Annotated in this window: 17 protein-coding genes; 7 read left to right on the forward strand and 10 right to left on the reverse strand. The window is 47.8% G+C overall.

Annotated features, from left to right (window positions below):
* Window positions 1–72 precede the first annotated feature (72 nt).
* Complete coding sequence (locus ACFS7Z_RS11670) at window positions 73–444, forward strand: hypothetical protein (protein ID WP_377484665.1); 372 nt, start codon at window positions 73–75, stop codon at window positions 442–444.
* Window positions 445–473: 29 nt separating this feature from the next.
* Here the strand turns inward: ACFS7Z_RS11670 and ACFS7Z_RS11675 are convergent, their stop codons facing one another.
* On the reverse strand, window positions 474–1,898 hold the full coding sequence (locus tag ACFS7Z_RS11675) for a Glu/Leu/Phe/Val family dehydrogenase (RefSeq protein WP_377484667.1): 1,425 nt from the start codon (window positions 1,896–1,898) through the stop codon (window positions 474–476).
* A gap of 638 nt (window positions 1,899–2,536) precedes the next feature.
* Here ACFS7Z_RS11675 and ACFS7Z_RS11680 point away from each other — a divergent pair.
* A complete protein-coding gene (locus tag ACFS7Z_RS11680) occupies window positions 2,537–2,677 on the forward strand; it encodes a hypothetical protein (protein ID WP_377484669.1) in 141 nt (46 codons plus the stop codon).
* Between the two features lie 76 nt (window positions 2,678–2,753).
* Here the strand turns inward: ACFS7Z_RS11680 and ACFS7Z_RS11685 are convergent, their stop codons facing one another.
* From ACFS7Z_RS11685 to ACFS7Z_RS11700, 4 genes are all read right to left on the reverse strand, one after another.
* Window positions 2,754–3,353, reverse strand: a complete 600-nt coding sequence (locus ACFS7Z_RS11685) for an FKBP-type peptidyl-prolyl cis-trans isomerase (protein ID WP_377484671.1) — start codon at window positions 3,351–3,353, stop codon at window positions 2,754–2,756.
* A gap of 213 nt (window positions 3,354–3,566) precedes the next feature.
* A complete protein-coding gene (locus ACFS7Z_RS11690) occupies window positions 3,567–3,698 on the reverse strand; it encodes a hypothetical protein (protein ID WP_377484673.1) in 132 nt (43 codons plus the stop codon).
* A gap of 497 nt (window positions 3,699–4,195) precedes the next feature.
* Complete coding sequence (locus ACFS7Z_RS11695) at window positions 4,196–7,606, reverse strand: methylmalonyl-CoA mutase family protein (protein ID WP_377484675.1); 3,411 nt, start codon at window positions 7,604–7,606, stop codon at window positions 4,196–4,198.
* A 378-nt stretch (window positions 7,607–7,984) separates the two neighbouring features.
* Window positions 7,985–8,695: a LuxR C-terminal-related transcriptional regulator gene (locus tag ACFS7Z_RS11700; RefSeq protein WP_377484677.1), complete on the reverse strand. Its 711-nt coding sequence runs from the start codon at window positions 8,693–8,695 to the stop codon at window positions 7,985–7,987.
* Between the two features lie 201 nt (window positions 8,696–8,896).
* On the opposite strand from ACFS7Z_RS11700, the gene lepA reads away from it, so the two are divergent.
* Window positions 8,897–10,681, forward strand: coding sequence for a translation elongation factor 4 (gene lepA, locus ACFS7Z_RS11705; protein ID WP_377484679.1), 1,785 nt, complete (start codon window positions 8,897–8,899; stop codon window positions 10,679–10,681).
* A 204-nt stretch (window positions 10,682–10,885) separates the two neighbouring features.
* The gene (folD, locus tag ACFS7Z_RS11710; protein WP_377484681.1) at window positions 10,886–11,767 is read left to right on the forward strand and encodes a bifunctional methylenetetrahydrofolate dehydrogenase/methenyltetrahydrofolate cyclohydrolase FolD; all 882 of its coding nucleotides are present in this window, start codon (window positions 10,886–10,888) and stop codon (window positions 11,765–11,767) included.
* A 145-nt stretch (window positions 11,768–11,912) separates the two neighbouring features.
* Here the strand turns inward: folD and thrA are convergent, their stop codons facing one another.
* The 4 genes from thrA to ACFS7Z_RS11730 all read right to left on the reverse strand — a co-directional run bounded on the left by thrA (window position 11,913) and on the right by ACFS7Z_RS11730 (window position 18,148).
* Window positions 11,913–14,363 carry a bifunctional aspartate kinase/homoserine dehydrogenase I gene (gene thrA / locus ACFS7Z_RS11715; protein ID WP_377484684.1) on the reverse strand — a complete coding sequence of 817 codons (2,451 nt, stop codon included), beginning with the start codon at window positions 14,361–14,363 and terminating at the stop codon, window positions 11,913–11,915.
* Between the two features lie 75 nt (window positions 14,364–14,438).
* The gene (thrC, locus tag ACFS7Z_RS11720) at window positions 14,439–15,767 is read right to left on the reverse strand and encodes a threonine synthase (RefSeq protein ID WP_377484686.1); all 1,329 of its coding nucleotides are present in this window, start codon (window positions 15,765–15,767) and stop codon (window positions 14,439–14,441) included.
* Entirely contained in the window at window positions 15,764–16,723 is a 960-nt protein-coding gene (locus ACFS7Z_RS11725; RefSeq protein ID WP_377484688.1) for a homoserine kinase, read from the reverse strand. Before ACFS7Z_RS11725 ends, thrC begins: the two co-directional genes overlap by 4 nt.
* A gap of 12 nt (window positions 16,724–16,735) precedes the next feature.
* Window positions 16,736–18,148 carry an aspartate kinase gene (locus ACFS7Z_RS11730; protein WP_377484690.1) on the reverse strand — a complete coding sequence of 471 codons (1,413 nt, stop codon included), beginning with the start codon at window positions 18,146–18,148 and terminating at the stop codon, window positions 16,736–16,738.
* A gap of 542 nt (window positions 18,149–18,690) precedes the next feature.
* Here ACFS7Z_RS11730 and ACFS7Z_RS11735 point away from each other — a divergent pair.
* On the forward strand, window positions 18,691–19,272 hold the full coding sequence (locus tag ACFS7Z_RS11735) for a 7-carboxy-7-deazaguanine synthase QueE (protein WP_377484766.1): 582 nt from the start codon (window positions 18,691–18,693) through the stop codon (window positions 19,270–19,272).
* Window positions 19,273–19,279: 7 nt separating this feature from the next.
* A complete protein-coding gene (locus ACFS7Z_RS11740; protein ID WP_377484692.1) occupies window positions 19,280–21,208 on the forward strand; it encodes an OmpA family protein in 1,929 nt (642 codons plus the stop codon).
* Window positions 21,209–21,761: 553 nt separating this feature from the next.
* Here the strand turns inward: ACFS7Z_RS11740 and ACFS7Z_RS11745 are convergent.
* Window positions 21,762–23,051, reverse strand: coding sequence for a citrate synthase (locus ACFS7Z_RS11745; RefSeq protein WP_377484694.1), 1,290 nt, complete (start codon window positions 23,049–23,051; stop codon window positions 21,762–21,764).
* Between the two features lie 685 nt (window positions 23,052–23,736).
* On the opposite strand from ACFS7Z_RS11745, the gene ACFS7Z_RS11750 reads away from it, so the two are divergent.
* Entirely contained in the window at window positions 23,737–24,837 is a 1,101-nt protein-coding gene (locus ACFS7Z_RS11750; protein ID WP_377484696.1) for a mechanosensitive ion channel family protein, read from the forward strand.
* Window positions 24,838–24,840: the final 3 nt, after the last annotated feature.

A 24,840-nucleotide genomic window follows, 5' to 3' on the forward strand; every position in this document is an offset into this window, starting at 1 on the left:
GTGATATTTGAGACACCATGCGTTAAGATTTCATGCGTATTTCCTGTTAGCTGTTTGTATATCAAATGGTTGATGAAGCCGGACAATGCTTCTTTTGTGGAGGCTCACAGTGCTGCATTACAATTTTCGATAGATAATCCAGGGGTGAGGTCATATTGCACTGATTTAACTTGCATCGGCTCCCTTACCAGAGAGCAGGAAGCGTGGTTGAGCCTGGAGTATTATCAAAAGTCTTATACTAAGCTGAAGAGCGACTTCTTTGTAGCGGTGATATTTTCTGAGGAGCATTTCAAGGCGGTTGTGTCCAATTACCAGATTCCATCTGCTTTGTCGCCGCACCCTTACGTTTACTTTAATTATTTTACAAACCAACAGGAGGCCCTGCATTGGCTGGAGATCATAGAAAAAGGTCAGGACCTGGCGTTTCTCTCCACCGTTTCCTGACCTTTATATTCTTCCATACAGTATACGCATCAAGGGAAAATTCCGAGTGACTCATAACTCACGCCAATCTTCTCGATAGCAGTAAGGAACGCCGCCGTCCGAAGGTCCGGAATGTTCTTTTGCTGCATCACATCCCTTATCTCATGGTAAGCGTTTATCATCGTGTCTTCCAGTCCGGAACGCACCAGACTGATCTCGTCAGAACCCTGGGAGAGGAACGCCCGCTCTTTGGCTGTCATACTCTTACCTGACGAAGTCTCAATGGCATTCACCAAACGAAGGTAACTGGCCTCTTCTGCACGCTTGCCCATGCGGCCAAAACGCACATTCGACAGGTTTTTCAACCACTCAAAATAAGAAACAGTTACACCACCGGCATTCAGGTATAGGTCTGGCAGAACGATAATACCATTCTGGATAAGCACTTCCTCTGCTTCACGGGTAACAGGGCCATTGGCTCCTTCTGCCACAATCTTCGCTTTTATCTTGCCTGCATTGCCACTATGGATCACATTCTCAAGGGCAGCAGGGATAAGGATGTCGCAGTCAGTTTCCAGTAGCTCTGAAGAATTCTCATAGTTCTTGGCGTCTTTGAAGTTCAGGATAGAGCCATTCTCGCTTCTGTGCTTGAATGCGTCACTTACATCAATCCCGTTTTCATTGTAAATACCTCCCTCACGCTCTGCTATACCAACAATAACGGCTCCATCCTGCTGGCAGAAGAACGCCGCGTGATACCCTACGTTACCTAAACCCTGTACAATTATGCGCTTGCCCTGCATGGTGTTGCCTTGCAGGCCTGTGCCCTCCAGCAGTTCTTTGTCGGCTAAGGCCTCCCGTATACCATAGTATATTCCTAAACCTGTTGCCTCTGCACGCCCTCTTATACCTCCCTGGCCTACAGGCTTACCTGTAACACAGCCTAAGGCACTTACCTCGCCATATTTAAATGTCTGGTAGGTGTCAGCAATCCATGCCATTTCCCGGCTGCCAGTGCCGTAATCCGGTGCCGGTACATCTATGCCAGGTCCTATCAGGTTCTTCTTGATCAGCTCGGTTGCATAGCGCCTGGTCACGCTCTCCAATGTTTTCACAGAACTGGTGCGTGGGTTTATTTTCACGCCTCCTTTCGCTCCACCAAAAGGAACATCCACTACCGCGCATTTGAAAGTCATGAGCGTAGCCAGTGCCTTCACCTCGTCTTCATCTACCTGCATACTGTAGCGGATACCTCCTTTAGAAGGGAGTTTGTGGTGGCTATGCTGCACCCGTATACCCTCTATCACTTCGATTTTACCTTCTATCTCAACAGGGAAAGAGACTTTATAGACACTGTTCGGCGCCTTGATCTGGGCCAGAATTCCGGGGCTTAGCCTGGAATAGCTAGCTGCCTGGTCGAAAAACTGGTGTACACTTTCTAAGAACTTTTTGCCTTCATTAGGGTCGTTTGCCATAAAAGTATTTTCTATTTATGATGTCTACTGATGGATTTAAGAACGGTTCCCAGATAGTTTTGTTCACTTTACATCCGCTAAGGCCCTTTTGCGGCATCTAAATTGAGTTGCTCAGTATCTTTGCGCTACATGGCATAATGTATAATTAATATTTAATAAAAGATATATTAAATATTATTGCTTTAATGAGGAACATATCGCATCTTTGTAAGAAATAGTATAAGAAAACAAATAGTCTTTCGTTTCCTGACCTACTACATATAAATTCCACATTGTTAGCTCACATGAGATCTTCTATATCAATGTTATTAGAAAAAGTATCACATACTAATGCTTTTTCAGGGCAACTCACCGCTCCAGGTTCTGGCACGGCTTCAGTTCAAATTGAAGTGTCTTATGACGCGGATAACCATGTACTGGTTGTAAACTGGGAAGGGGAGCCCTGTTCAGCAGAAATCAGGAGGGGTTATGGAATAATTCTGGAGGAGGTACGGAAGCACAGGCCCAGAAAAGTGCTGTTAGACCTGCAAAGAAGGTGCAAACTAAGCCGGAGTGATCAACGGTGGGTTTTTTCTACTGTATTTCCACAGCTACTGAGAATTCTGCAGCAGGATGTTTTTCTAGCCCTTGTTTTACCAGTGATGCTATACACCGGTCTGGTGGTGGAAATGGATGGTGATGAGCTGATGTATGAGAACAACTTTCTGATCATTCATCACTGTCTCTACAGAGAAGAAGCTTACCGGTGGCTGAACAGCATGCATCTGGAAGAAAAATAGCTGACAGAAACATAAAGAAGGCCCGGTCAGGATGCAAGTTCTTAACCGGGCCTTTTAACTTCTAATTTCAGGGGCTCTACTTTACAGATAGCAGCTCAACATCAAAAATAAGGGTAGAGTGAGGCCCGATATCCCCTCCGGCGCCCTGAGCGCCATAGGCAAGATTGGAAGGTATGAACAGTCTCCATTTAGAGCCCTCTTTCATCAGCTGTAGTGCCTCTGTCCATCCAGCTATCACGCCATTAACCGGGAAAGTTGCCGGCTGTCCGCGTTCATAGCTGGAGTCAAATACGGTTCCGTCGATAAGCGTACCGTGGTAATGCGTGGTAACAGTGTCTGAGGCAGAAGGAGACTTACCAGAACCTTCTTTCAATACCTGGTACTGCAGTCCGCTTGGCAGTGTTTCTATGCCCTCATTATTTTTATTCTCCTCTAAGAAAGCTTCACCAGCCTGTTTGTTATCAGAACCACTGGAGCTTTGTTTCTGCGCCATCTCCTGCTGCAGTGACATCATGGCCTGCTGTACTTCTTCCTGCGACAAAGAAGAGGGCTTCCCCTCCAGCACTTCCTTCATGCCTTTTACGAAAGGGTCTGAGTCAATGTCAATGCCTTGCTTTTTCAGATTAGTCGCCATGTCGCGGCCAATTATGTAGCTTATTTTTTCCTTTAAATTCATAGTATGTAGTTTTGCACGCGGTGTGCTATGTAAAATTATATATACCCCTTGGCAGCGCCAATGTTACAAAGCTATGGATTTTGGTTTAAATACACTGGTGCCTGGGCTAAACCCGCTTTTAGCTTTACTGTAAATAACACGAGCAGCCACTAAAACAAAAGCGGTCCTTTCTTCCAGTAGAAACGACCGCTTAAATTATCGAAAGAAGGTTTATCAGAGGTATAGGTGGTAATCTTCCTCTGTAGTGTCTAAGCGTAGTCTGGTTGGCTGCAGCCAGTTTTTCATTATCAGGCTCACAGTGGTGCCAATAAGGAAGAGCGAGGAAAGTGTAGTAATTCTTTTCATTATCGCGAACTTATAAGAGGTGAGGACAGGTTTCTTTTCGATATTAACGTATCCTTATATTAATAAGTTCTACTCTTATGTTACGAAAATAAAATTAATTTTGTGATTACCCACTCACCTGATAAAGTAGAGGTAACATTGGCTGAAAAGTTGCCTCAACTCCTTCTTACCTGCTTTTTTTATAGCAAATGCTCAGCTGTATAAGCTCTTATCTTCATCTGACATGTCTATATCAAAATTGGTCTCATGATAAGCTTTGTTTGCAAATACATATACAGCAGCAGCTATTAAAAAGCATGCTGTGCCAAACAGGAGCAAAGGTAAAATTGATCTTCTTCGTGCCATGGTATAAAGTGCTTGTTTCAGAGTATGAGTACGCGTAGCCTGAAAAACAGGTGGAATGTTAGTAGTATCAAGTGCCAAAAAAATGAGCCGGAAGAAATTCCCGGCTCATTTTGTCCTAATGAAAATAAGCAGCAGATTATACTGCACTGTAACTACATGTTTCTGCGGTACTGGCCGCCAACTTCGAAGAGGGCATTCGTAATCTGGCCGAGGGAGCAGTATTTCACAGTTTCCATCATCTCCTCAAAGATGTTCCCGTTGTTTATGGCCACCTGCTGAATACGCTTCAGCATCTCATCTGACTTATCTGCATTGCGTTCCTGAAGCCGGTGCACCATCGTTATCTGGTACTTTTTTTCTTCTTCAGTTGCCCGTATCACCTCCGTCGGGATAACAGTAGGAGAGCCCTGAGAAGAGAGGAAGGTGTTGACACCAATGATAGGGTACTCGCCCGTATGTTTCAGCGTTTCGTAATACAGGCTTTCCTCCTGTATCTTACCACGCTGATACATGGTTTCCATAGCACCCAATACACCGCCACGCTCCGTGATACGGTCAAATTCCAACAGTACAGCCTCTTCCACCAGGTCGGTCAGCTCTTCAATGATAAACGAGCCCTGCAGCGGGTTCTCATTCTTCGCCAGTCCCAGCTCCCGGTTGATGATCAGCTGAATCGCCATTGCTCGTCGCACTGAGGCCTCTGTCGGCGTTGTAATCGCTTCATCGTAAGCATTTGTGTGCAGTGAGTTACAGTTGTCATAGATGGCATACAGCGCCTGCAGCGTTGTCCGGATGTCATTGAAGTCTATTTCCTGTGCGTGCAGCGAACGGCCTGACGTCTGGATGTGGTACTTCAACATCTGGGACCGGGCATTCGCGCCATACTTGATTTTCATGGCCTTGGCCCAGATGCGACGTGCCACGCGGCCAATCACCGCATACTCCGGATCGATACCGTTGGAGAAGAAGAAGCTCAGATTCGGTGCAAACTGATTGATGTCCATGCCGCGGCTGACGTAGTACTCTACAAAAGTAAAGCCATTGGCCAGCGTAAAGGCCAGCTGAGAAAGCGGGTTTGCGCCTGCCTCGGCAATATGATAGCCGGAAATAGATACAGAATAAAAATTACGCACGCTCTTGTCGATGAAGTACTGCTGCACATCACCCATCAAACGCAGCGAGAATTCAGTAGAGAAGATGCAGGTGTTCTGTGCCTGGTCTTCCTTCAGGATGTCGGCCTGCACTGTGCCGCGTACGGAAGCAAGTGTTCGCTTCTTTATCTCGTTATATACATCTGCCGACAGCACCTGGTCGCCGGTTACCCCCAGCAGCATCAGGCCTAGACCGTTATTGCCTTCCGGGAGTTTGCCCTGGTATTGCGGACGCTCTGTGCCCTTTTCCTGATAGATAGCTTCAATCTTCTGATTGACCTCATCCTCCAGCCCGTTTTCTTTTATATAGAGCTCGCATTGTTGGTCGATGGCGGCATTCATGAAGAAGCCAGTCAGTATAGCGGCCGGGCCATTGATGGTCATGGACACCGATGTCATCGGGTCTGCGAGGTTAAAGCCCGAGTACAGTTTCTTGGCATCATCGAGGCAGCAGATGCTAACGCCGGAGTTGCCGATCTTACCGTATATATCTGGTCTGTAATCCGGGTCTTCGCCGTACAGCGTTACCGAGTCGAAAGCTGTAGACAGACGTTTGGCCGGTAAGCCTAGGCTAACATAGTGGAAGCGGCGGTTTGTACGCTCCGGCCCGCCTTCGCCGGCAAACATGCGTGTTGGGTCTTCGCCTTCGCGCTTAAACGGGAAAACGCCTGCTGTGTAAGGAAACTCACCCGGCACGTTCTCCTGCAGGTTCCACTTCAGCAAATCTCCCCAGGCCTCATACTTCGGTGTGGCTACTTTGGGTATCTGCAGGTGCGAAAGCGATACGGTATGTGTCTTTATCCTGATTTCCTTGTCGCGTACCTTGAAGACGAAGAACTCATTTTTATAGGCCTGTACCTTCTCTTTCCAGTTCTCCAGAATCTTCTTGTTCTGGCCGTCCAGGTTCAGCTCAATCTCTGTATAGGCCTGCTCCAGTTGTTTTACAAGGCGGTCTTTGTCATCTACCTCCAGGCCCTGTACTGCTTCAATAGATTTGCGGATGCCGTACAGCTTCTGCGCCACCTCCGCCTGCTCTTTGCTCCATTTGTCGTAGTTGCGGATGGTTTCGGATATTTCGGAAAGGTATCGGGTACGGGCAGGAGGAATGATGAATACCTTCTCCGACATTTCCTTTGAGGTCTGCAGGTTAGAGCTTAGCTCCACGCCCGTCTTCTCTACTATTTTCGCTATTACTGCCCTGTAGAGCTGGTTCATGCCTGGGTCGTTGAACTGTGAGGCGATGGTGCCGAACACCGGAATATCCTCGTCCTTCACATCCCATAGCTGATGGTTGCGCTTATACTGCTTCTTCACATCGCGCAGGGCATCCAGGGCACCGCGTTTGTCAAACTTATTCAGAGCAATAACATCGGCAAAGTCCAGCATGTCGATTTTCTCAAGCTGTGTGGCGGCGCCGTACTCTGGCGTCATGACGTAGAGGCTGGCATCAGAATGCTCGATAATCTCTGTGTCAGACTGGCCGATACCGGAAGTTTCCAGGATAATCAGGTCAAAATCAGCGGCTTTTACAATATCCACGGCGTCCTGCACATACTTGCTCAGTGCCAGGTTGCTCTGGCGTGTAGCCAGCGAGCGCATGTACACCCTATCATTGGAGATAGAGTTCATCCGGATTCTGTCACCCAACAAGGCGCCACCAGTCTTGCGCTTCGACGGATCCACAGATATAATGGCAATTTTCTTTTCCGGGAAGTCCTGCAGAAAACGGCGCACCAGTTCGTCTACCAACGATGATTTACCGGCTCCTCCTGTACCTGTAATGCCCAGGACTGGCGTTGTTCGCTGCTCGTTGCTCGTTGCTGGAGCTTTTTCTGTATTGCCGAGAATCTGGTCTTTTATTTTGGCATACTCTTCCGGAAAGTTCTCAGCGGCAGAAATCAAGCGTGCAATCGCTTTTGGGTCCTGGTCGCGCAGGTGCTTTACTTCTCCGTTCAGGTCTTTTCCCGTTGGGAAGTCGCACTGCTGCAGCATGTCGTTGATCATTCCCTGCAAGCCCATAGAACGGCCATCGTCAGGAGAGTAAATGCGGGTAATACCATATGCCTGCAACTCTTCTATCTCGTCTGGCAGAATAACACCTCCACCGCCGCCGAACAAGCGGATATGCCCGCTGCCGCGCTCCTGCAGCAGGTCGTACATATACTTAAAGTACTCGATGTGGCCGCCCTGGTAGGAAGTAATGGCAATGGCTTGGGCATCTTCCTGAATAGCACAGTCAACAATCTCCTGCACCGAACGGTTATGGCCCAAGTGTATCACCTCTGCTCCCGAGGCCTGAATGATGCGTCGCATAATATTGATAGACGCATCGTGGCCGTCGAACAGAGAGGCGGCTGTTACCACACGAATGTGGTTAACAGGCTTGTATGGTTCTACAGTTGTAACTTGCATAGGTAGTTATAGAAACTTCTTTCGAATTTGGTGCAAATATAGTCATTATACGACATATAGCAGTGAGGGCTCCCCGGTGGAAGCCCGGCATACTTTGTACGCTAACGGAGAGATTAGTGACTATGGTGTTTTTTACCTGCCATCAGCAACACGCTTATGCAGCAGGTATGGATGCATGAAGATGAGCATCACTTTGACGTTGCCTTTAAGTATGGCCGCGTTGGGTAAGAAGTATAGCTTTTCAGCCAAACTAACTTATTCAATTGTAGTCTGATCAGGAGCATTGGTTTGTGCTGATTCATCTTGCCTTAGCCTAAACTCTTCCGCAGCGTAAACTGGAAAAGTTAGACAGCTCCTCTTTAGATGTATAGATATAGTTTACCCTAAACCTGCTTCTTTTGCCACTGACACTAAGTCAGCCACATTGTTGGTGCCGAGCTTGTGCTGTATGTTTTTGCGGTGGGTGCTGACGGTATTGTTGCTGATAAAAAGCTTAGTAGCTATCTCTTTCGTGCTGTAGCCCTGGCACACGAGGGTTAACACTTCAATCTCTCTTTTTCGAAGGCTTTTTAAGAGCAGCTTGTTCCTGAGTTTCAGGTTTTCTTTTAATGCCTCTGCCAGCTGTTTATCTGTGTTCATCTGCGGGCTCAGGTCCACATCCACGCACAGCAATTCCTTCACATTACCATCCTTGTCTTTTTTGTAAGCCTTAGCCCAGCCCATAAACCATTTATACTCCTTTGCATCTTTGTGCTTTGCCCGGAAAATGCCACCGAACTCAGCACCGTCGAAGTGCTTGTAGTGATTCACGCTGTCGTCTGGTACATTATGGTCCTCAGGGTGCACAATTTTGTACAGGTATTCATACCCCCCCATTTCCATAATTTCATCAAGCGAATAGCCCAGCGTTTCCTCATTTGTCTTATTACACCAAACAACTCCCTTCTCAAGGCTGGATATATAGATATTTGCTGGCACTTGGTGTACAATCTTTTCCAGAAAAGCTACTTTCTCCTTAAGGGCAGCGAGTTCAGACGCTAAATTATGAGGTTGTTTTTTCGAGACTTCAGGCGTTTGTTGCTCAGGCATGATGCAAAATTATGGTGTCGCGTAATTGTACTAATATTATCTGGTAAGGGTTTATTCTAATTTGGAAATTACAAACATTTTAAGAATAAAATGCGCTTAGCATAAGTTCGGCTTCGAATAAATTGGGCTGGTTCATACTAACCGATAAAATTCATTTTTGACAGGAATATTCTTTAACTTTGTATTCCGTATAAATACTACATGAAGAATATCCGTAATTTCTGCATTATCGCCCACATCGACCATGGCAAAAGTACGTTGGCCGACCGTTTATTGGAGTATACCCAAACGGTGGCGGAGCGAGAAATGCAACACCAACTGCTAGACAACATGGACCTGGAGCGCGAACGCGGCATTACTATCAAGAGCCACGCCATCCAGATGAATTTCCCCTATAAAGGAGAAGACTATGTGCTTAACCTGATTGACACGCCGGGTCACGTTGACTTTTCTTACGAGGTGTCCCGCTCCATAGCGGCCTGCGAAGGTGCACTGCTTATTGTGGATGCCTCCCAGGGAATTGAAGCACAGACAATTTCCAACCTGTACCTGGCGATAGGCAATGACCTGGAGATTATACCTGTATTAAATAAGATAGACCTGCCACACGCCATGCCCGAGGAAGTGGCTGACCAGGTTATCGAGCTCATAGGCTGCGATAGAGAAGACATTATTCTCGCTTCCGGTAAAGCAGGTATCGGTATTGCAGATATCCTGCACGCCATCTGCGACAGGATACCGGCTCCGAAGGGCGATCCGGAGGCACCCTTACAGGCTTTGATCTTTGACTCCGTTTTCAATTCTTACCGGGGTATTGAGGTTTATTTCAGGATATTCAACGGTACACTGAAGAAAGGAGAAAAAGTAAAGTTCATCAACACGGGCAAGACCTACGAAGCAGATGAGATTGGCGTACTTAAGCTGAACCAGGAGGCAAAGCAGGTAATGGGTGCCGGTAATGTCGGCTACCTCATCTCAGGCATCAAGAATGCAAAAGAGGTAAAAGTAGGTGATACCATCACGCACGTAGAACGTCCGGGCAAAGGCATACAGGGCTTCGAAGATGTAAAGCCGATGGTATTCGCTGGTATCTACCCGGTGGAAACAAGTGAGTACGAGGAGCTGCGTAACTCTATGGAGAAGCTGCAACTGAACGACGCTTCCCTGGTGTGGGAGCCGGAGACATCAGCGGCCCTTGGATTTGGTTTCCGTTGCGGCTTTCTGGGCATGCTGCACATGGAGATAGTGCAGGAGCGCCTGGAGCGCGAGTTCGACATGACGGTGATTACCACCGTGCCCTCGGTACAGTTCCATGCCTATACTACCAAAGAAGCGATGGTGAAGGTAAATGCACCTTCCGAGATGCCGGAGCCCAACTACATCGACCACATCGAAGAGCCGTTTATCAAAGCGCAGATAATTTCCAAGTCTGAGTATGTTGGACCGATTATAACGCTGTGTATGGACAAGCGCGGTATCCTGAAGAACCAGACCTACCTGACCAGCGACCGTGTGGAACTCACCTTTGAGATGCCGCTTGCTGAGATTGTCTTTGACTTTTTTGATAAGCTGAAAACCATCTCCCGTGGCTATGCCTCTCTCGACTATGAGTTGATTGGCTTCCGGACCTCTAACATGGTGAAACTGGATGTGATGCTGAACGGAGAAAAGGTAGATGCCCTGAGTGCCATCGTGCACCGCGACAAAGCGTATGACTGGGGCAAGCGCCTGTGTGAAAAGTTGCGTGAATTGCTGCCGCGTCAGATGTTTGAGATTGCCATACAAGCCGCTATCGGACAGAAAATAATTGCTCGTGAGACTGTGAAGGCCCTTCGCAAAAACGTACTGGCCAAATGCTATGGTGGTGATATATCGCGTAAACGAAAACTTCTTGAAAAACAGAAGAAAGGTAAAAAGCGCATGCGCCAGGTAGGCAACGTGGAAATTCCGCAAGAAGCCTTCTTAGCTGTACTGAAACTAGACTAAGAACTACACAGCCCCGACGTGCCTCCGCGCGCCGGGGCTTGTTCGTGTTATGGGCCTGATAGAGCAGCAACAGGAGCCTTCTGTTTTCACTTTAACTTTGCCAGCATGCAAACCTATGGCTTCCATTATTGGTGAAACTACCAACAACGGCAAAAAAACACACTAACAACTCATAATTCCTAATTCAAAATACATCATCATACTATGACCCTGCTCGACGGCAAAAAAACATCCGAAGCCATACAAAATGAAATAGCTGCTGAAGTAGCTGAACTCAAAGCTAATGGTGGTAAAACGCCACATCTTGCAGCTATACTTGTCGGTAACGACGGCGGATCAGTAACCTATGTGAACAATAAAGTGCTGGCCTGTGAGCGCGTGGGCTTTGCATCTTCGCTGTTTCATTTTGAAGATACAATCTCTGAAGAGGAACTGTTACTCAAAATCAAGGAGCTGAACCTGGATGATGAGATAGATGGCTTTATCGTACAGTTGCCCCTGCCAAAGCACATCGACCCTGAAAAAGTACTGGAGGCCATAGACCCTGTTAAGGACGTGGATGGTTTCCACCCGATTAACGTAGGACGTATGGTAGCTGGTCTGCCTGCCTACCTGCCTGCTACTCCGGCAGGAATACTGCAGTTGCTGGAGCGCTACGAAATTGAAACGAGCGGCAAGCACTGTGTTGTAATTGGCCGAAGCAATATTGTGGGTTCTCCTATGAGCATCCTGATGGCGAAAAGCGCTTACCCGGGCAATTGCACCGTTACCCTCTGCCACAGCCGTACGAAAGACCTCCCTTCATTTACCCGCCAGGCAGACATTGTCATAGCCGCTATCGGTAAACCGGAGTTCGTGACCGCCGATATGGTAAAAGAGGGTGTGGTGGTAATAGATGTGGGAACTACCCGTGTGCCTGACGCTTCCCGCAAATCTGGTTTCAGACTGAAAGGCGATGTGAACTTTGATGAGGTGGCACCTAAAAGCAGCTTTATTACGCCAGTACCAGGTGGAGTAGGTCCGCTCACAATTGCCATGCTACTCAAGAACACATTAAAAGCTGCAAAGAAAGAGGTTTACGCTTAGGATTATAACAGATGTGAAGCAATAGTCCCGCTGGGACTAGAAGCTGACCTCGTGTGGTCCTGCTACATGTTAGATTCAGCCGATAAAAGCAGAAAGCCCTTTGGTTATCTAACCAAAGGGCTTTCTGCTTTTGATACTGGGGCTGCTAATGGCTTCCTACATTCACGATATCAGCAAATACACCTGCTGCCGTCACTTCGGCACCGGCACCAGGCCCTTTCACTACCATTGGTCTTTCCTTGTAGCGATCAGTGGTAAAGGAGATGATATTATCACTGCCGGAGAGGGTAAAGAAAGGATGACTTTCATCTACCATCTGGAGAGAAATCTTTACCTGCCCGTCCTCCAGTGATCCTATGTAGCGTAGCACCTTGCCGCTGCTTTCTGCTTTTTCCTTCAACTGCACAAAGTAAGCCTCTGCAGCCTTTAATTCAGCATAAAACTCGGCGACACTGGCCGCCTGAAGGCAGGAAGGAGGAAGTATGTTCTCAATTTGCACATCTGCAGCCTCTAAAGGATTACCGGCATCACGTGCCAGAATCAGCATTTTCCTCATAAAATCAAGGCCGCTCAAATCATCCCGCGGGTCTGGTTCTGTATATCCTTTTTCCTGCGCCAGCTTCACCACATCATGGAAAGAGGCATTGCCTTTAAAGTTGTTGAAGATGAAGGAGATAGTTCCTGACAGGATAGCCTCAATACGTAAAACTCTATCGCCGCTCATCATAAGGTCCTTTAATGTCCGAACGATTGGCAGTCCTGCACCTACGTTAGTCTCATAATAGAAGTCGACGCCGTGCTGCAAAGCAGTGTCCTTAAAATTTTTATACTGTTGATAGTCAGATGAGTTGCCTATTTTATTGCAGGTAACGATAGAGATGTTGGATCGGAATACCTCCTCATAAAATCCAATAGGAGCAGGGCTTGCTGTGTTGTCAGCGAGTACACAGTTAGGCAGGTTAATCAGTTGCATACGGCTGACAAACTCCTGCAGGTCGGCCGGTTCACCCGCGGTTTCCAGCACCTGCTGCCATTTGTCAAGCGGTATGCCATCTGTATCAAAAACCATCCTCCGGGAATTGCTTATCCCTATTAATTTCACCTGAATGCCATTGTGCTGCTGCAGATAATTGTGGTGTTCCTGTAGTTGCCGGATAAGGGTGGTGCTGATGTTGCCGGTACCCAGGCAGAACACGTGAAGCGTTTTCTTCAGTTCAGTAAAAAAGGCATCGTGTACGGTATTCAGTGCTTTTCGGAGGTCCTCCTTTGCGATAATAACCGAAATGTTATACTCAGAGGAACCTTGTGCGATGGCCCGCACATTAATGCCATTCCGGCCTAGCGCATGAAACAGTTTGCCGGATATACCGGGTGTCTGTTTCATATTCTCACCTACTATTGCCAAGACAGACAGGTCCTGCTCAATGGTGGGTTGTTCCAGTTTTTCTGCCTGTAGTTCCAGCTCAAATTCCTGCTCTATGAGTTGTTTTGCTTTTACAGCGTCGGCCGGATTTACTGCAAACGTGATGCTGTGCTCGGAGGAGGCCTGCGTTATCAGTATAACGTTTATCTGCTCCCGCGACAGCAAAGAGAACAACCTTCCGCTATAACCGGCTTTGCCCACCATGCCACTCCCTTGCAGGTTAATGATGCTGGTATCGTTAACAGAAGAGATGCCCTTGATATTTGAGCCTGATTTTTGCGTGTCATGCTGAATCACAGTCCCAGGGAAGGCAGGATTGGTGATATTACGGACAACAATCGGAATCTTATGCAGGAATGCAGGCGTCATGGAGGGTGGATAGATGACTCTTGCACCAAAGTAGGAAAGCTCCATAGCCTCGGTATACGACAGCTCCGTCAGCGGTATAGCTTTCTTTACCATCTTTGGGTCAGCTGTCATCATGCCATTTACATCGCTCCAAATCTGTATTTCAGAACAGTGAAGCGCAGCACCTATGAGGGCGGCCGTATAGTCGCTTCCGCCGCGGCCCAGGGTTGTAATCTGCCCGTGATTATCGCTTGCGATAAAACCTGTGACGAACAGCAGGTGGTCCTTATATTCTCTATAGAAACCTTGAATTAACCTGTTCGACAGGTCAGTGTGAACCCGAGCGTGGCCAAAGCTGCTGTCTGTTTTGATGAAGGTAGAAGCATCCACAAACAAGGCTTCTGAAAAATGAAGCTCCGCTACTTTGCTGATCAGGTAAGTAGCACATCGCTCACCATAAGACAACACCAGGTCACGGGTCTTGGGCGTCACCTCCCGTAGACTCTGTATATGCTGCAGCAGGCTTCTTAATTCTGTGAAATACACCTCGAACTGTGCTAATACAGTCTCTTCAAGCTGCTGCCCGGCAAGCAGTTCTTTCGCTATGTCAACATGGCGTTGTTCTGTTTCGATTAATTTGTCAGTGTAGCCAAGGCCTGCCGCCGCAGTATCAGCCAGGCTACTCAGTGCGTTGGTTACGCCGCTCATAGCAGACAAAACCACGATGGGTTTTTCTGCTTTTGATTCTTCTGCGAGTGTGTTAAGTAATGTAAGAATATTATGTGCGGATCCGACAGTTGTTCCCCCGAATTTCAGGACTTTCATGGCTTTGGTGCTATAGTTGTAAGCTTGTCCCTGCAAGAGGGCAGGTTTTTCTTTTATTTTTTATCTCTGCACCTCTCAGGGCTGCGACTGTAGCTTGTGCTGCTCCTGGAGCAGAGCGGCAAACTCGCTGTAGCTGTTCCCGATGCTGCCTGACTGCTTCGGCTTGTTCAGGAAAGCCTGCAGCTGTTCCGGCAGTGCAATATCAGAACCAAGTATATCATCTATACTTCCCTTGAACTTGGCAGGGTGTGCTGTTTCAAGAAAAATGCCATCTGTTTTAAGCACAGGTAGATGTTGTTTCAGGCTCAGGTATGCTATAGCTCCGTGCGGGTCCAGGAGGTAATCGTGCTGTTGCTTCACCTCCTGAATGGCGGAACGGATGGGTGCATCATCTGTCCAGTATCCTTTCAGAACCTGCTTCAGTTGCCCGTAGTTGTTGCCAAACATTTCCTGAATGCGCGGGAAGTTATTAGGGCTACCCACATCCATGGCATTGGCAATGGTTGAAACCGACGGCACAGGAGTGTATTCACCTGTCTCCAGGTAAGCCGGCACTACCTTGTTCCGGTTGGTGGCGGCAATGAAATGGCGAACAGGCAAGCCCATCTGACGGGCTAAAACACCCGCTGCCAAATTCCCGAAGTTGCCGCTCGGCACAGCAAACGTAGCCCCGGCAGCATCTTTTTCCGGATGCTGCCTGCGCCACTGCCCCCAGGCATGAAAGTAGTATACCATCTGCGGTAACCAGCGTGCCACGTTAATGGAATTGGCGGAAGACAGCCTCATTTCGTTGTTCAGTGCTTCGTCAGAGAAAGCCTGTTTTACCAGTTGCTGGCAGTCATCGAATGTTCCTTCTACGGCAACGGATGTTATGTTCTGGCCCAGCGTGGTGAACTGCATCTCCTGAATTTCACTCACTCCACCTTTTGGATACAGAATCACCACCTCAATATTGGCTACTCCCAAAAAGCCATTGGCTACAGCACTGCCCGTGTCGCCGGAAGTGGCTACCAGCACTGTCACCGGCTTGTTCGGCTCGGCAAAGGCTTGTAAACAGCGCGACATAAAACGCGCTCCCACATCTTTGAAAGCGCATGTAGGACCATGAAACAGTTCCAGCGCATATATTCCTTCTTCCACCGCTACCAAGGGAATGGGGAAAGTAAATACTTCCTTACAAATGGCACGGAGCGCATCTGGCGTGATGTCAGGTGCTGTGAAATGCTTTAAAACTTCGAAGGCAATCTCCGGGAGGGCCATGTCTGGCAGCTCCTCGAAAAAAGAAGAAGGTAAGGCCGGAATATGCTCCGGGAAAAACAAACCCTTGTCCTGTGGAAGCCCCTGGATGACAGCTTCCTTGAAGCTCATTTCGGGGGATGAGCGGTTGGTAGAATAAAATTTCATGCGTGTGCGTGTAAGGATGGTTGCTGTATAACCCGTGCCCCTTGCTCAGGAACCTGTGTAACATAGGCATTTAACTCGATGCCGCTGGAGAGGTATACCTGCTCAATGGACCTTTTTACCTGTTGTGCCCCTTCTTCCGTGGCCGACAAGGCAAAAATAGAAGGGCCAGAGCCGGATATACCTGCTCCTAGGGCACCGGCATCGATGGCAGCATGCTTTGCCTGCTTAAACAGCGGTATTAGGAAAGCGCGCTCCGGCTCAAAAATCTCATCATGGAGGCTTCGGCTGATCAGGCTATAGTCTCCCTTTAGCAGGCCAGCCATCAGGGCTGCCAGGTTGCCCCACTGCCGGATGGCTTTTTGCATCGGAATTTCTTTTTTTAAAATGCTTCTGGCAAGTGATGTCTTTAACTCTACTAGCGGATGCACACAGGTGCAGTACAGCTCTACCGGCACGCCTAGTGGTATAATATCCAGCGGGTCATAGCTTCTGACCAGCACAAACCCGCCGAGCAGGGAAGGGGCCACATTATCGGCGTGCGCAGACCCGGAGGCAACACGCTCGCCTTCCATGGCAAAAACAACGAGTTCTTCTGTCGTGAATGGCTTGCCGAGCATTTCGTTAACGGCATAGGCTGCAGCTGCCGAACTGGCTGCGCTGCTGCCAAGCCCGCTGCCTACCGGCATACCTTTGCGCAGCTGCAGCTCAACACCACATGGTGCATCCAGGGCTGCGAGTATTTTCTGTGCAACTACCCCGATTACGTTTTCCTCCGGGTCAAACGAGAGGCCACTGATGCCTTCAATAGCAGATATAGTAACGCCGGGTGTATCTTTTTTGCGCACCCACACTTCATCGCCGGGTTGATCGAGGGCAAAGCCCAGCACATCAAATCCGCAGCATACATTCGCGACAGTTGCTGGTGCAAAGACCTTTATAAATTCTGGTTCATTCATATCTGACGTACTTCATGAAGCCAACGCTTCAGCTTGTTTATCTTTTTTAACTAAGAAAAAACTGTCGTGCAGCAGGTTTACACTTCTCACGGCGTCTTCGCCCCGAACTACAATGGAGATATTACGCTCTGTTGCTCCCTGCGCAATCGCTCTGATATTAATGCTGTGACTACCTAGGATAGAGAACATCGTTCCGGCAATACCCGGCTGCTGAATCATTCCGTTCCCCACAATGGCCACAATGCTCATGTGCGGCTCCAGGCTAACCGGGTCTACATCGTTCGCCTCAATATCCTGTGCAAATTCTTTTGTCAAAGCCTGCAGCGCAGGCTGCCCTTCCTGATCGGCCATGGCAATGGTGATGCTTTGCTCTGAAGAGGACTGCGTGATAAAGTAGATGTTGATGTTCTGTGTAGCCACCGCTTTAAACATCCGCATCGCAATACCCGGCACACCTACCATGCCACTGCCACTCAACGTGATAAGTGCAATGTTATCGATGCAGGAAACTCCTTTTATGCTGTTCTGGCCTGTAGCAGGAGATGCCGTAATCAGGGTGCCTTTATGAGACGGGTTAAACGTATTCTTTAGCATCAGCGGGATTTGAGCGGCCACCAGTGGTGCTATGGTAGGAGGGTAAAGTACCTTGGCGCCGAAATAAGCCAGTTCCATGGCTTCCTTATAACTCAGCTCGTTTATCGGGTGGGCTGCCTTCACTTTCCGGGGATCAGCGGTATACATGCCATCCACATCAGACCATATCTCCAAGCGTTCTGCATCCAGTGCCGCCGCATAAATAGAGGCCGTGTAATCAGAGCCGCCACGCCCTAACACAGAGGTCTTGCCTGTGTCGGTGCGGGAGATAAAACCGGGAGCAATGGTTAAAGCAGCATCTGCCATGCGATCCTTGATAAGGGCGAAGGTTTTTTTCTGGTCTACCTTTGCGTTCAGGTAATTGTTGTCTGTTACAATGTAGTCCCGCGAATCTATCAGTGTGTTCGGCAAATCCTGGTGATTGAATGCCACGGACACAATAGAAGAGGACAGCAACTCGCCATAAGACATGATTCGGGCTTTGATGCCGTCACTCAGCTCATCCAGCAGGAACACCCCCTGGCAAATATCCTCCAGTTCCCGAAGCAGGAGCTTCACTTTTCCCTTTACATCTATCTGGTAGCTGAACGGAATCAGTTGTTCGATGGCTTCCATGTGTTTCGTCTCCAGTTGTTGGATAACCTCGTGGTAGGATGCATCGTGCCCAGCAGCTTTCTGATAACACGAGATGAGCATGTCTGTTACGCCAGACATGGCCGAAACCACGACTACCATGTTCCGCGGGTACGCTTTTTCTTTCAAGACTGCGGCAATCTGTAGTATAGCCTGCGCATTTGCCACGGAGGTGCCGCCAAATTTTAAAACCAGCATAAAAGGTTGTATTTAAGTACTGAATAAGGAGAAAATGCCTGACAGGAGGCTAAGACCACGATAGCGTGGTACTTATGAACGGGACGATATGTAATGCACAACCCCACCAGGGGTCGTAATAATAGTAGTGGTAACAGAAGAGAAAGAAACGGACACGACAGACCATCCCTTAGGAAGGGAAAGAGAAAGGAGTGATATATTATTTCCGTGTTTCATTGCTTAAGATGCTCCAAAGTAGTGCCTGTTTTAGACAAATGCTAATTTTTTTGAACTTTTATTGTCAGCTGCATAAAATAAGCTGCAAAAACTGCCGGTATAACATTAGCAGGGAACGGAAGGAGCCGCTGTGCATGTTTGTTTTTTAGCTAAATTGCAGGTTCTGTGTAATCAGAGGCCAACATCAGCAGAAATAAAATGGTAATACAACAGGGCACTGCCATACATGGCAGTGCCGTAGAGAAATAACATTGGAACTATCTACAAAAGCATACAAGACTGCCTCCATACATACGGTGCCGAAAGACGGCAATGAACTCCCGTTGATGGAGGCTTTTTATACTATACAGGGCGAGGGTGCCAACTCGGGTACTGCCGCTTATTTTATCCGGCTTGGGGGCTGCGATGTGGGTTGCCACTGGTGCGATGTCAAAGAGTCGTGGGATGCGGAGCAACACCCGCTCACCAGAACGGAAGACATTGTGGAGATGGCCGATGCCTTTCCCGGAAAAGCTGTGGTGATTACGGGTGGTGAGCCTTTACTTTATAACATGCAACCCCTGACGTCGCAACTGCAGCAGCGGGGCATCCAGACGCTAATCGAAACCTCCGGCGCTTACCCTATCAGCGGCTCCTGGAACTGGGTGTGCCTTTCTCCTAAGAAGTTTAAGGCACCTGATGCAACAGTGTATCCTTTTGCAGATGAGCTAAAAGTTATTATCTTTAACAGAAGCGACTTTAAATGGGCTGAAGAGCACGCTGCACTGGTGGGGGATCATTGCAAGCTTTACCTGCAGCCCGAGTGGAGTAAAGTTAACGACATTATGCCGCTGATTGTAGAATACGTCAAGGAGAATCCGAAATGGCGTGTTTCGCTACAAACGCATAAATATATGGACATCCCTTAATTACCTTATGTATAAACATCTGCTTGCAGTTTTTCTCCTGGCATTTTGCATTGCCACGGCCGGTTTTGCACAAAATCAAAAATTAAGCACCAACTCGGCTAAGGCGGAGCGTTTATATGAGAAAGCAGATGAGTATGCACGTGCACGGGACTTTAACCGCGCCCTTGAAGCTTTAGCAGAAGCGATAGACAAAGACCCAAAGTTTATTGAAGCCTATATACGGGCCGCCAACCTCAACAAGATGATGGGAAACAAAGTGGCGGTCTACAACCTTCTTCAGAAAGGGTTGCAGCTTGTTCCGTATAGCCCAGCGTATGGTGGCTACTATTTTGATTTGGCTGATCTACAGTTTGACAGGGGAGAGTATGCACTGGCCAAAGAGAATTATGAGGCTTTTCTGAAGTCAAAGCCAAGAAACCCGAAACTGGTGGATTGGGCCCGGAGCCAGGTTAAAACAGCAGAGTTTGCCCTGCAGGCCATGCAGCAGCCTGTTGACTTTGACCCTGTGCAAATGTCCGGCACCCTCAACAGGTTTGGCTTACAGTACTTCCCGTATACCACTGCGGATCAGCGGTATTTTATTTACACTGCCAGAACCTCCTCCCGGCCTGATCACGATGAGAATATTTTTATAAGTGAGCGGGTAAAAGGAGAGTGGCAGGATCCGCTTCCTATTTCTAGGGCCATCAACACGCATGCCAACGAAGGCGCTGCCACCATTTCAGGAGATGGGAAGTCCCTGGTGTTTACTTCCTGCAACCGCCCCGACAGCCAGGGCGATTGTGACCTGTACATCTCTTTCAGAACAGGGGATGAATGGAGCAAGCCACGGAACATGGGAAAAGTGGTAAACTCAAGAGCCTGGGATTCTCAGCCCAGCCTATCAGCTGATGGCCGCACCCTGTACTTTTCCTCCACGCGTAGTGGGGGAGTGGGCAAAGAGGATATATGGGTGTCTCACCTGAACGAGGACGGATCATGGCAGCAGCCTGTGAACCTGGGATCTTCTGTTAACTCTACTGGCCGCGATATGGCACCATCAATTCATTCGAGTGGCTCTACGCTTTACTTTGTGAGTGATGGTCATTTAGGGCTGGGGGGGCTGGACATCTTTAAAACAACCCGCGAGGAGAACAAGAAGTGGTCTGAACCCCAGAACTTAGGGTACCCGCTCAATACGCACGCCGACGAAGGCTCTCTTTTTATTACTCCTGACAATACCGTTGGGTATTATTCAAGACAGGGAAATACGGATGCCGGTGCTGCCACCATACAGCTGTATCGGTTTGATGTGCCTGCAGCCTGGCGCAGCAGCGAGAACAGCACCTATGCGCAGGGCCGCGTGTTCGACAAAAGCACCAAAAAGCCCTTAGCCGCCCAGGTTCAGCTGTATAACGTGGAAAACGATTCGCTGGTGCAGCAGGTAAACTCAGACATGGTGAACGGGGAATACACGGTCGTGCTTACAGAAGGAAAGCAGTATGCCCTTTACGTAAGCGCCCCTGACTACCTGATGAGCAGCCTGAGCTTTGACTATACTTCACCTAAATCACTCTCGCCGGTGGCGCTGGACGTGTACCTGGAACCTATAAAAGCAGGTGCTGCCGTGGTGCTGAACAACCTGTTCTTCGATACCGGGAAATATAACCTGGAACGTAAGTCGAAGACGGAGCTGAATAAGCTTGTGAAATTTCTGCAGCAGAACGAGAAGGTAAAGATGGAGATTGCCGGCCATACCGATGACGTTGGCTCCGATAAGGATAACCAGATCCTGTCAGAGAAGCGTGCGAAAGCCGTAGTGGATTACCTGGGCAGCCACGGTATCAGCAAAGACCGGCTAAGCTACAAAGGATACGGAGAAAGTAAGCCTGTTCAGCCAAACACTTCAGAAGAAAACCGCCAACTAAACCGCCGGATTGAGATGCGGGTGCTGTAATTTCGTTTATCGTTGTTCGTCTTTCGTTTTTCGAACGCGTGAATTACCCTATCTCACTCCTTCCAAAACTCTAACGCATTTTATTTTCTCTAGCACGCAGTGAAAGTATTCCAAATCTTTAGGTTGAGCGCCTTGGGGGTAGGGGAGCCTTTATTGTAAATGCTGCGGTGCCGCACGCAGTGAGGCAGCCTGAGTAAGAGGGGGCCCTTACCCCCGGCAGCTTCTTTACACAGTGCGATGCCCAAGGACGAAGCCTCTCGGCTTGCAGAGGAAAGACAGTTAAGATGGAATATTAGTTCAGCGTGCATTGCCACAGGCTTAGCCACGGAAGCTTAGACAGGCTTACATACTGTCAATGCTGCTTGTTTCTATGGAATACGGTTCAAGAGATTCCTTATTATTCTTCCATTTGTCATCTCTGCCCAAAGTGAAGAATGGGAACAGTCAATCCGGTTTAGTAACAGATTTTCCTCTTTGGCCGAAATGATAAGAGCTATAAAAAAAGAAAGGCTGATTCTAAAATCAGCCTTTCTTTTTTTATTTGATATATAAACTATCTTTTTTCTACAGCAACGTAGTCGCGCTCAGTCTCACCAACATATATCTGGCGTGGACGGCCAATAGGCTCTTTGTTCTCACGCATTTCTTTCCACTGGGCAATCCAACCTGGTAGGCGGCCAAGGGCGAACATGACAGTAAACATGTTGGTAGGTATACCAATGGCACGGTAGATAATACCAGAGTAAAAGTCTACGTTCGGGTAAAGCTTACGCTCCACAAAGTATGAATCATTCAGAGCCGCCTCTTCCAGTTCTTTTGCTATGTCCAGGATCGGGTCTTTCACACCAAGGGCAGCCAACACATCATCCGCTGACTTCTTGATGATCTTGGCGCGCGGATCAAAGTTCTTGTACACCCGGTGCCCGAAGCCCATCAGACGGAATGGGTCGTTCTTGTCTTTTGCTTTCTCAATGAATTTCTTAGAGTCGCCACCATCTGCCTTGATTGCTTCCAGCATCTCAATTACTGCCTGATTGGCACCACCATGCAGCGGTCCCCACAGGGCACTGATACCAGCAGATACAGAAGAATAAAGGCTGGCATGTGCTGAACCCACCAGGCGTACGGTCGACGTGGAGCAGTTCTGCTCGTGGTCGGCGTGCAGAATCAACAGCTTGTTCAGTGCATCTACTACCACCGGGTCCACCTCGTAATCCTCTGTTGGATAGGAAAACATCATGTTCAGGAAGTTGGAGGCGTAGTCCAGCTTGTTTTTAGGGTAAATAACCGGATGGCCGATCGAGTTTTTATAAGACCAGGCAGCAATCGTAGGCATTTTTGCCATTAAACGGATAACAGAAAGATCCATTTCATCCTGCGACTGGTTCGACTTAAGTGACTCCGGATAGAAAGCAGTAAGCGAGGAAACCAAGGCAGAAAGAATTCCCATAGGGTGCGCAGTAGCCGGGAACCCATCCAGAATTTTGCGCATATCCTCATTCACAAGGGTATGACGGCTGATTCTTTCGCTGAAATCATTTAGTTCCTGCGCAGTAGGAAGAGATCCATATATAAGCAGGTAGGATACTTCTATAAAATTCGATTGCTCAGCTAGCTGCTCAATCGGATAGCCTCTATAGCGAAGTATGCCTTTCTCACCATCCAGGAAAGTAATGGCACTGGTGGTGGCGCCTGTGTTTTTGTATCCAGGGTCTAAGGTGATATAGCCTTCTGACGCAGAGCGGAAAGATGAAATGTCAATGGCTTTTTCATCTTCAGTACCCACCACAATCGGCATTTGATAGGATTTACCTTCTACAATAATTTCAGCAATTTCTGACATGTTTTATTTTTAGTTATATGTCCGGGTTGTAGTTCTTATAAAGCGAAATTAACGAAAAATGTTCTAAAATGAAATCAGACAGGATCTATAATATCTAAAGTCAGCGATGTATGAATAAAGCTTTAAGGTATTAATTGTTATTAACGGTTAAACAGAAAAATGTTTGCCCTAAGCGTAAACGTTTTGCCCAATTAAGCTTCACTTCCTATAACCTGGCTGGCAGATGGTGAGTTTTACCTGGAGAGACAACAGCAAATAGGCGGAAGCAGCGGGTGTAAAAATGCCAGGCAGTGGGCTAATTTTGAGGTTTAGCGCTCTTCAGGGGCATACACACCGGTTTCAGGGCAATAGCTAAAACCGCAGGTAGTATAAGCTTCCTGAATAGCCTGTCACTTGGTATTGTACAAGTTCTGCAGGGGAAGCAAGTAGAATTATGAGTTTAATTGTTTCCTGCTTTTAATGCTGAATCCTGCTGATTTGTCACTATATGCCTTCATTGGTTGGGTGATTAATCTGCCCTTGTTCTGCTTATTTGCTATTTTTGCAAAAGCTGCAGGTCGAAAAACAGCAGAATGTTGTGCCAAAATAACTGATCAAACGTACACAATTCTGCCTGATGAACAGGAAATACATAGTAGCATTACTAAGTATTACTAACAAACTGAAACAAAATACATAAACCAAAATGCCTGAATTTGAACTGAATGAACTAAACGAATTATTAACAAGAACCTACTTCAGAAATACGGTACTGGATTATTTAATTGCCCTTGGAATCCTGCTCTTAGGCTTCCTTCTCATCTTCCTTTTTAAGAAGATAGTCTTAAACCGTATCATCAGGTGGACAGCAAGCACTACCACCTCCATTGATAATTATGTGGTGGAAGGGATTTCCCGCTTCGGAATTCCTGCCTTATCAATTACCGTTATCTATGCCGCCATCAATTACCTGGTGCTCACCCCGCGACTTTCCAAGTTCCTGGAAATAGCTGTTACCATTGCCGTTACCATTCTCATCATCCGCTTTGTGTCGAGTGCCATACTTGTTATGCTCCGGTCTTATGTCCGGAGGCAAACCAATGGTGAGGAGAAAGTGAAGCAGTTGGGTGGCCTGATGCTCATCATGAACGTGCTGATCTGGTTTGTCGGGCTTGTCTTCCTTTTTGATAACCTGGGGTATGATGTCACGGCAGTAATCGCTGGTCTGGGTATAGGTGGTATTGCCATTGCCCTTGCCGCCCAAAACATACTGGGTGACTTGTTCAACTACTTTGTTATCTTTTTTGACAGGCCGTTCGAAGTAGGTGATTTCATCATAGTGGAAGATAAAAAAGGAGTGGTAGAGTACATTGGTGTAAAAACTACCCGGGTAAAAAGTCTTTCGGGTGAGCAGCTGGTGTTCTCAAACAGCGACCTGACAAATTCCCGTGTCCATAACTATAAGCGCATGCAGCGGCGCAGGATTCTGTTCAGCATCAGTGTGGTTTACCAGACTTCCCTCGAGCATGTGCAGGAAATCCCGGGACTAATAAAGTCCATAATTATGGAGCAACAGCCCGTAGAGTTCGACAGGTCTCACTTTTCCGCCTACGGCGACTCCAGCCTGGATTTTGAAACTGTTTATTATGTTCTTTCTTCTGACTACAACACGTACATGGATGTGCAGCAAAAAATAAACCTGCGGATTTTCGAGGAGTTTCAGAACCGCGGAATTGAGTTTGCCTACCCAACACGCACGCTGTTTGTGACCAAACAGCAAACAGAAGAAGTAGGCGAACTAATGTAATTT

The sequence above is a fragment of the Pontibacter toksunensis genome (assembly GCF_042686245.1).
Taxonomy (GTDB): domain Bacteria; phylum Bacteroidota; class Bacteroidia; order Cytophagales; family Hymenobacteraceae; genus Pontibacter; species Pontibacter toksunensis.

What these genes read in the sequence shown, in the direction of transcription:
- thrA (WP_377484684.1), bottom strand. Translation starts at nt 14,363, where the DNA reads ATGAAAGTCCTGAAATTCGGGGGAACAACTGTCGGATCCGCACATAAT.
- folD (WP_377484681.1), top strand. Translation starts at nt 10,886, where the DNA reads ATGACCCTGCTCGACGGCAAAAAAACATCCGAAGCCATACAAAATGAA.
- ACFS7Z_RS11730 (WP_377484690.1), bottom strand. Translation starts at nt 18,148, where the DNA reads ATGCTGGTTTTAAAATTTGGCGGCACCTCCGTGGCAAATGCGCAGGCT.
- ACFS7Z_RS11740 (WP_377484692.1), top strand. Translation starts at nt 19,280, where the DNA reads ATGTATAAACATCTGCTTGCAGTTTTTCTCCTGGCATTTTGCATTGCC.
- ACFS7Z_RS11690 (WP_377484673.1), bottom strand. Translation starts at nt 3,698, where the DNA reads ATGAAAAGAATTACTACACTTTCCTCGCTCTTCCTTATTGGCACCACT.
- lepA (WP_377484679.1), top strand. Translation starts at nt 8,897, where the DNA reads ATGAAGAATATCCGTAATTTCTGCATTATCGCCCACATCGACCATGGC.
- ACFS7Z_RS11700 (WP_377484677.1), bottom strand. Translation starts at nt 8,695, where the DNA reads ATGCCTGAGCAACAAACGCCTGAAGTCTCGAAAAAACAACCTCATAAT.
- ACFS7Z_RS11750 (WP_377484696.1), top strand. Translation starts at nt 23,737, where the DNA reads ATGCCTGAATTTGAACTGAATGAACTAAACGAATTATTAACAAGAACC.
- ACFS7Z_RS11735 (WP_377484766.1), top strand. Translation starts at nt 18,691, where the DNA reads ATGGAGGCTTTTTATACTATACAGGGCGAGGGTGCCAACTCGGGTACT.
- thrC (WP_377484686.1), bottom strand. Translation starts at nt 15,767, where the DNA reads ATGAAATTTTATTCTACCAACCGCTCATCCCCCGAAATGAGCTTCAAG.
- ACFS7Z_RS11745 (WP_377484694.1), bottom strand. Translation starts at nt 23,051, where the DNA reads ATGTCAGAAATTGCTGAAATTATTGTAGAAGGTAAATCCTATCAAATG.
- ACFS7Z_RS11670 (WP_377484665.1), top strand. Translation starts at nt 73, where the DNA reads ATGAAGCCGGACAATGCTTCTTTTGTGGAGGCTCACAGTGCTGCATTA.
- ACFS7Z_RS11725 (WP_377484688.1), bottom strand. Translation starts at nt 16,723, where the DNA reads ATGAATGAACCAGAATTTATAAAGGTCTTTGCACCAGCAACTGTCGCG.
- ACFS7Z_RS11685 (WP_377484671.1), bottom strand. Translation starts at nt 3,353, where the DNA reads ATGAATTTAAAGGAAAAAATAAGCTACATAATTGGCCGCGACATGGCG.
- ACFS7Z_RS11695 (WP_377484675.1), bottom strand. Translation starts at nt 7,606, where the DNA reads ATGCAAGTTACAACTGTAGAACCATACAAGCCTGTTAACCACATTCGT.
- ACFS7Z_RS11675 (WP_377484667.1), bottom strand. Translation starts at nt 1,898, where the DNA reads ATGGCAAACGACCCTAATGAAGGCAAAAAGTTCTTAGAAAGTGTACAC.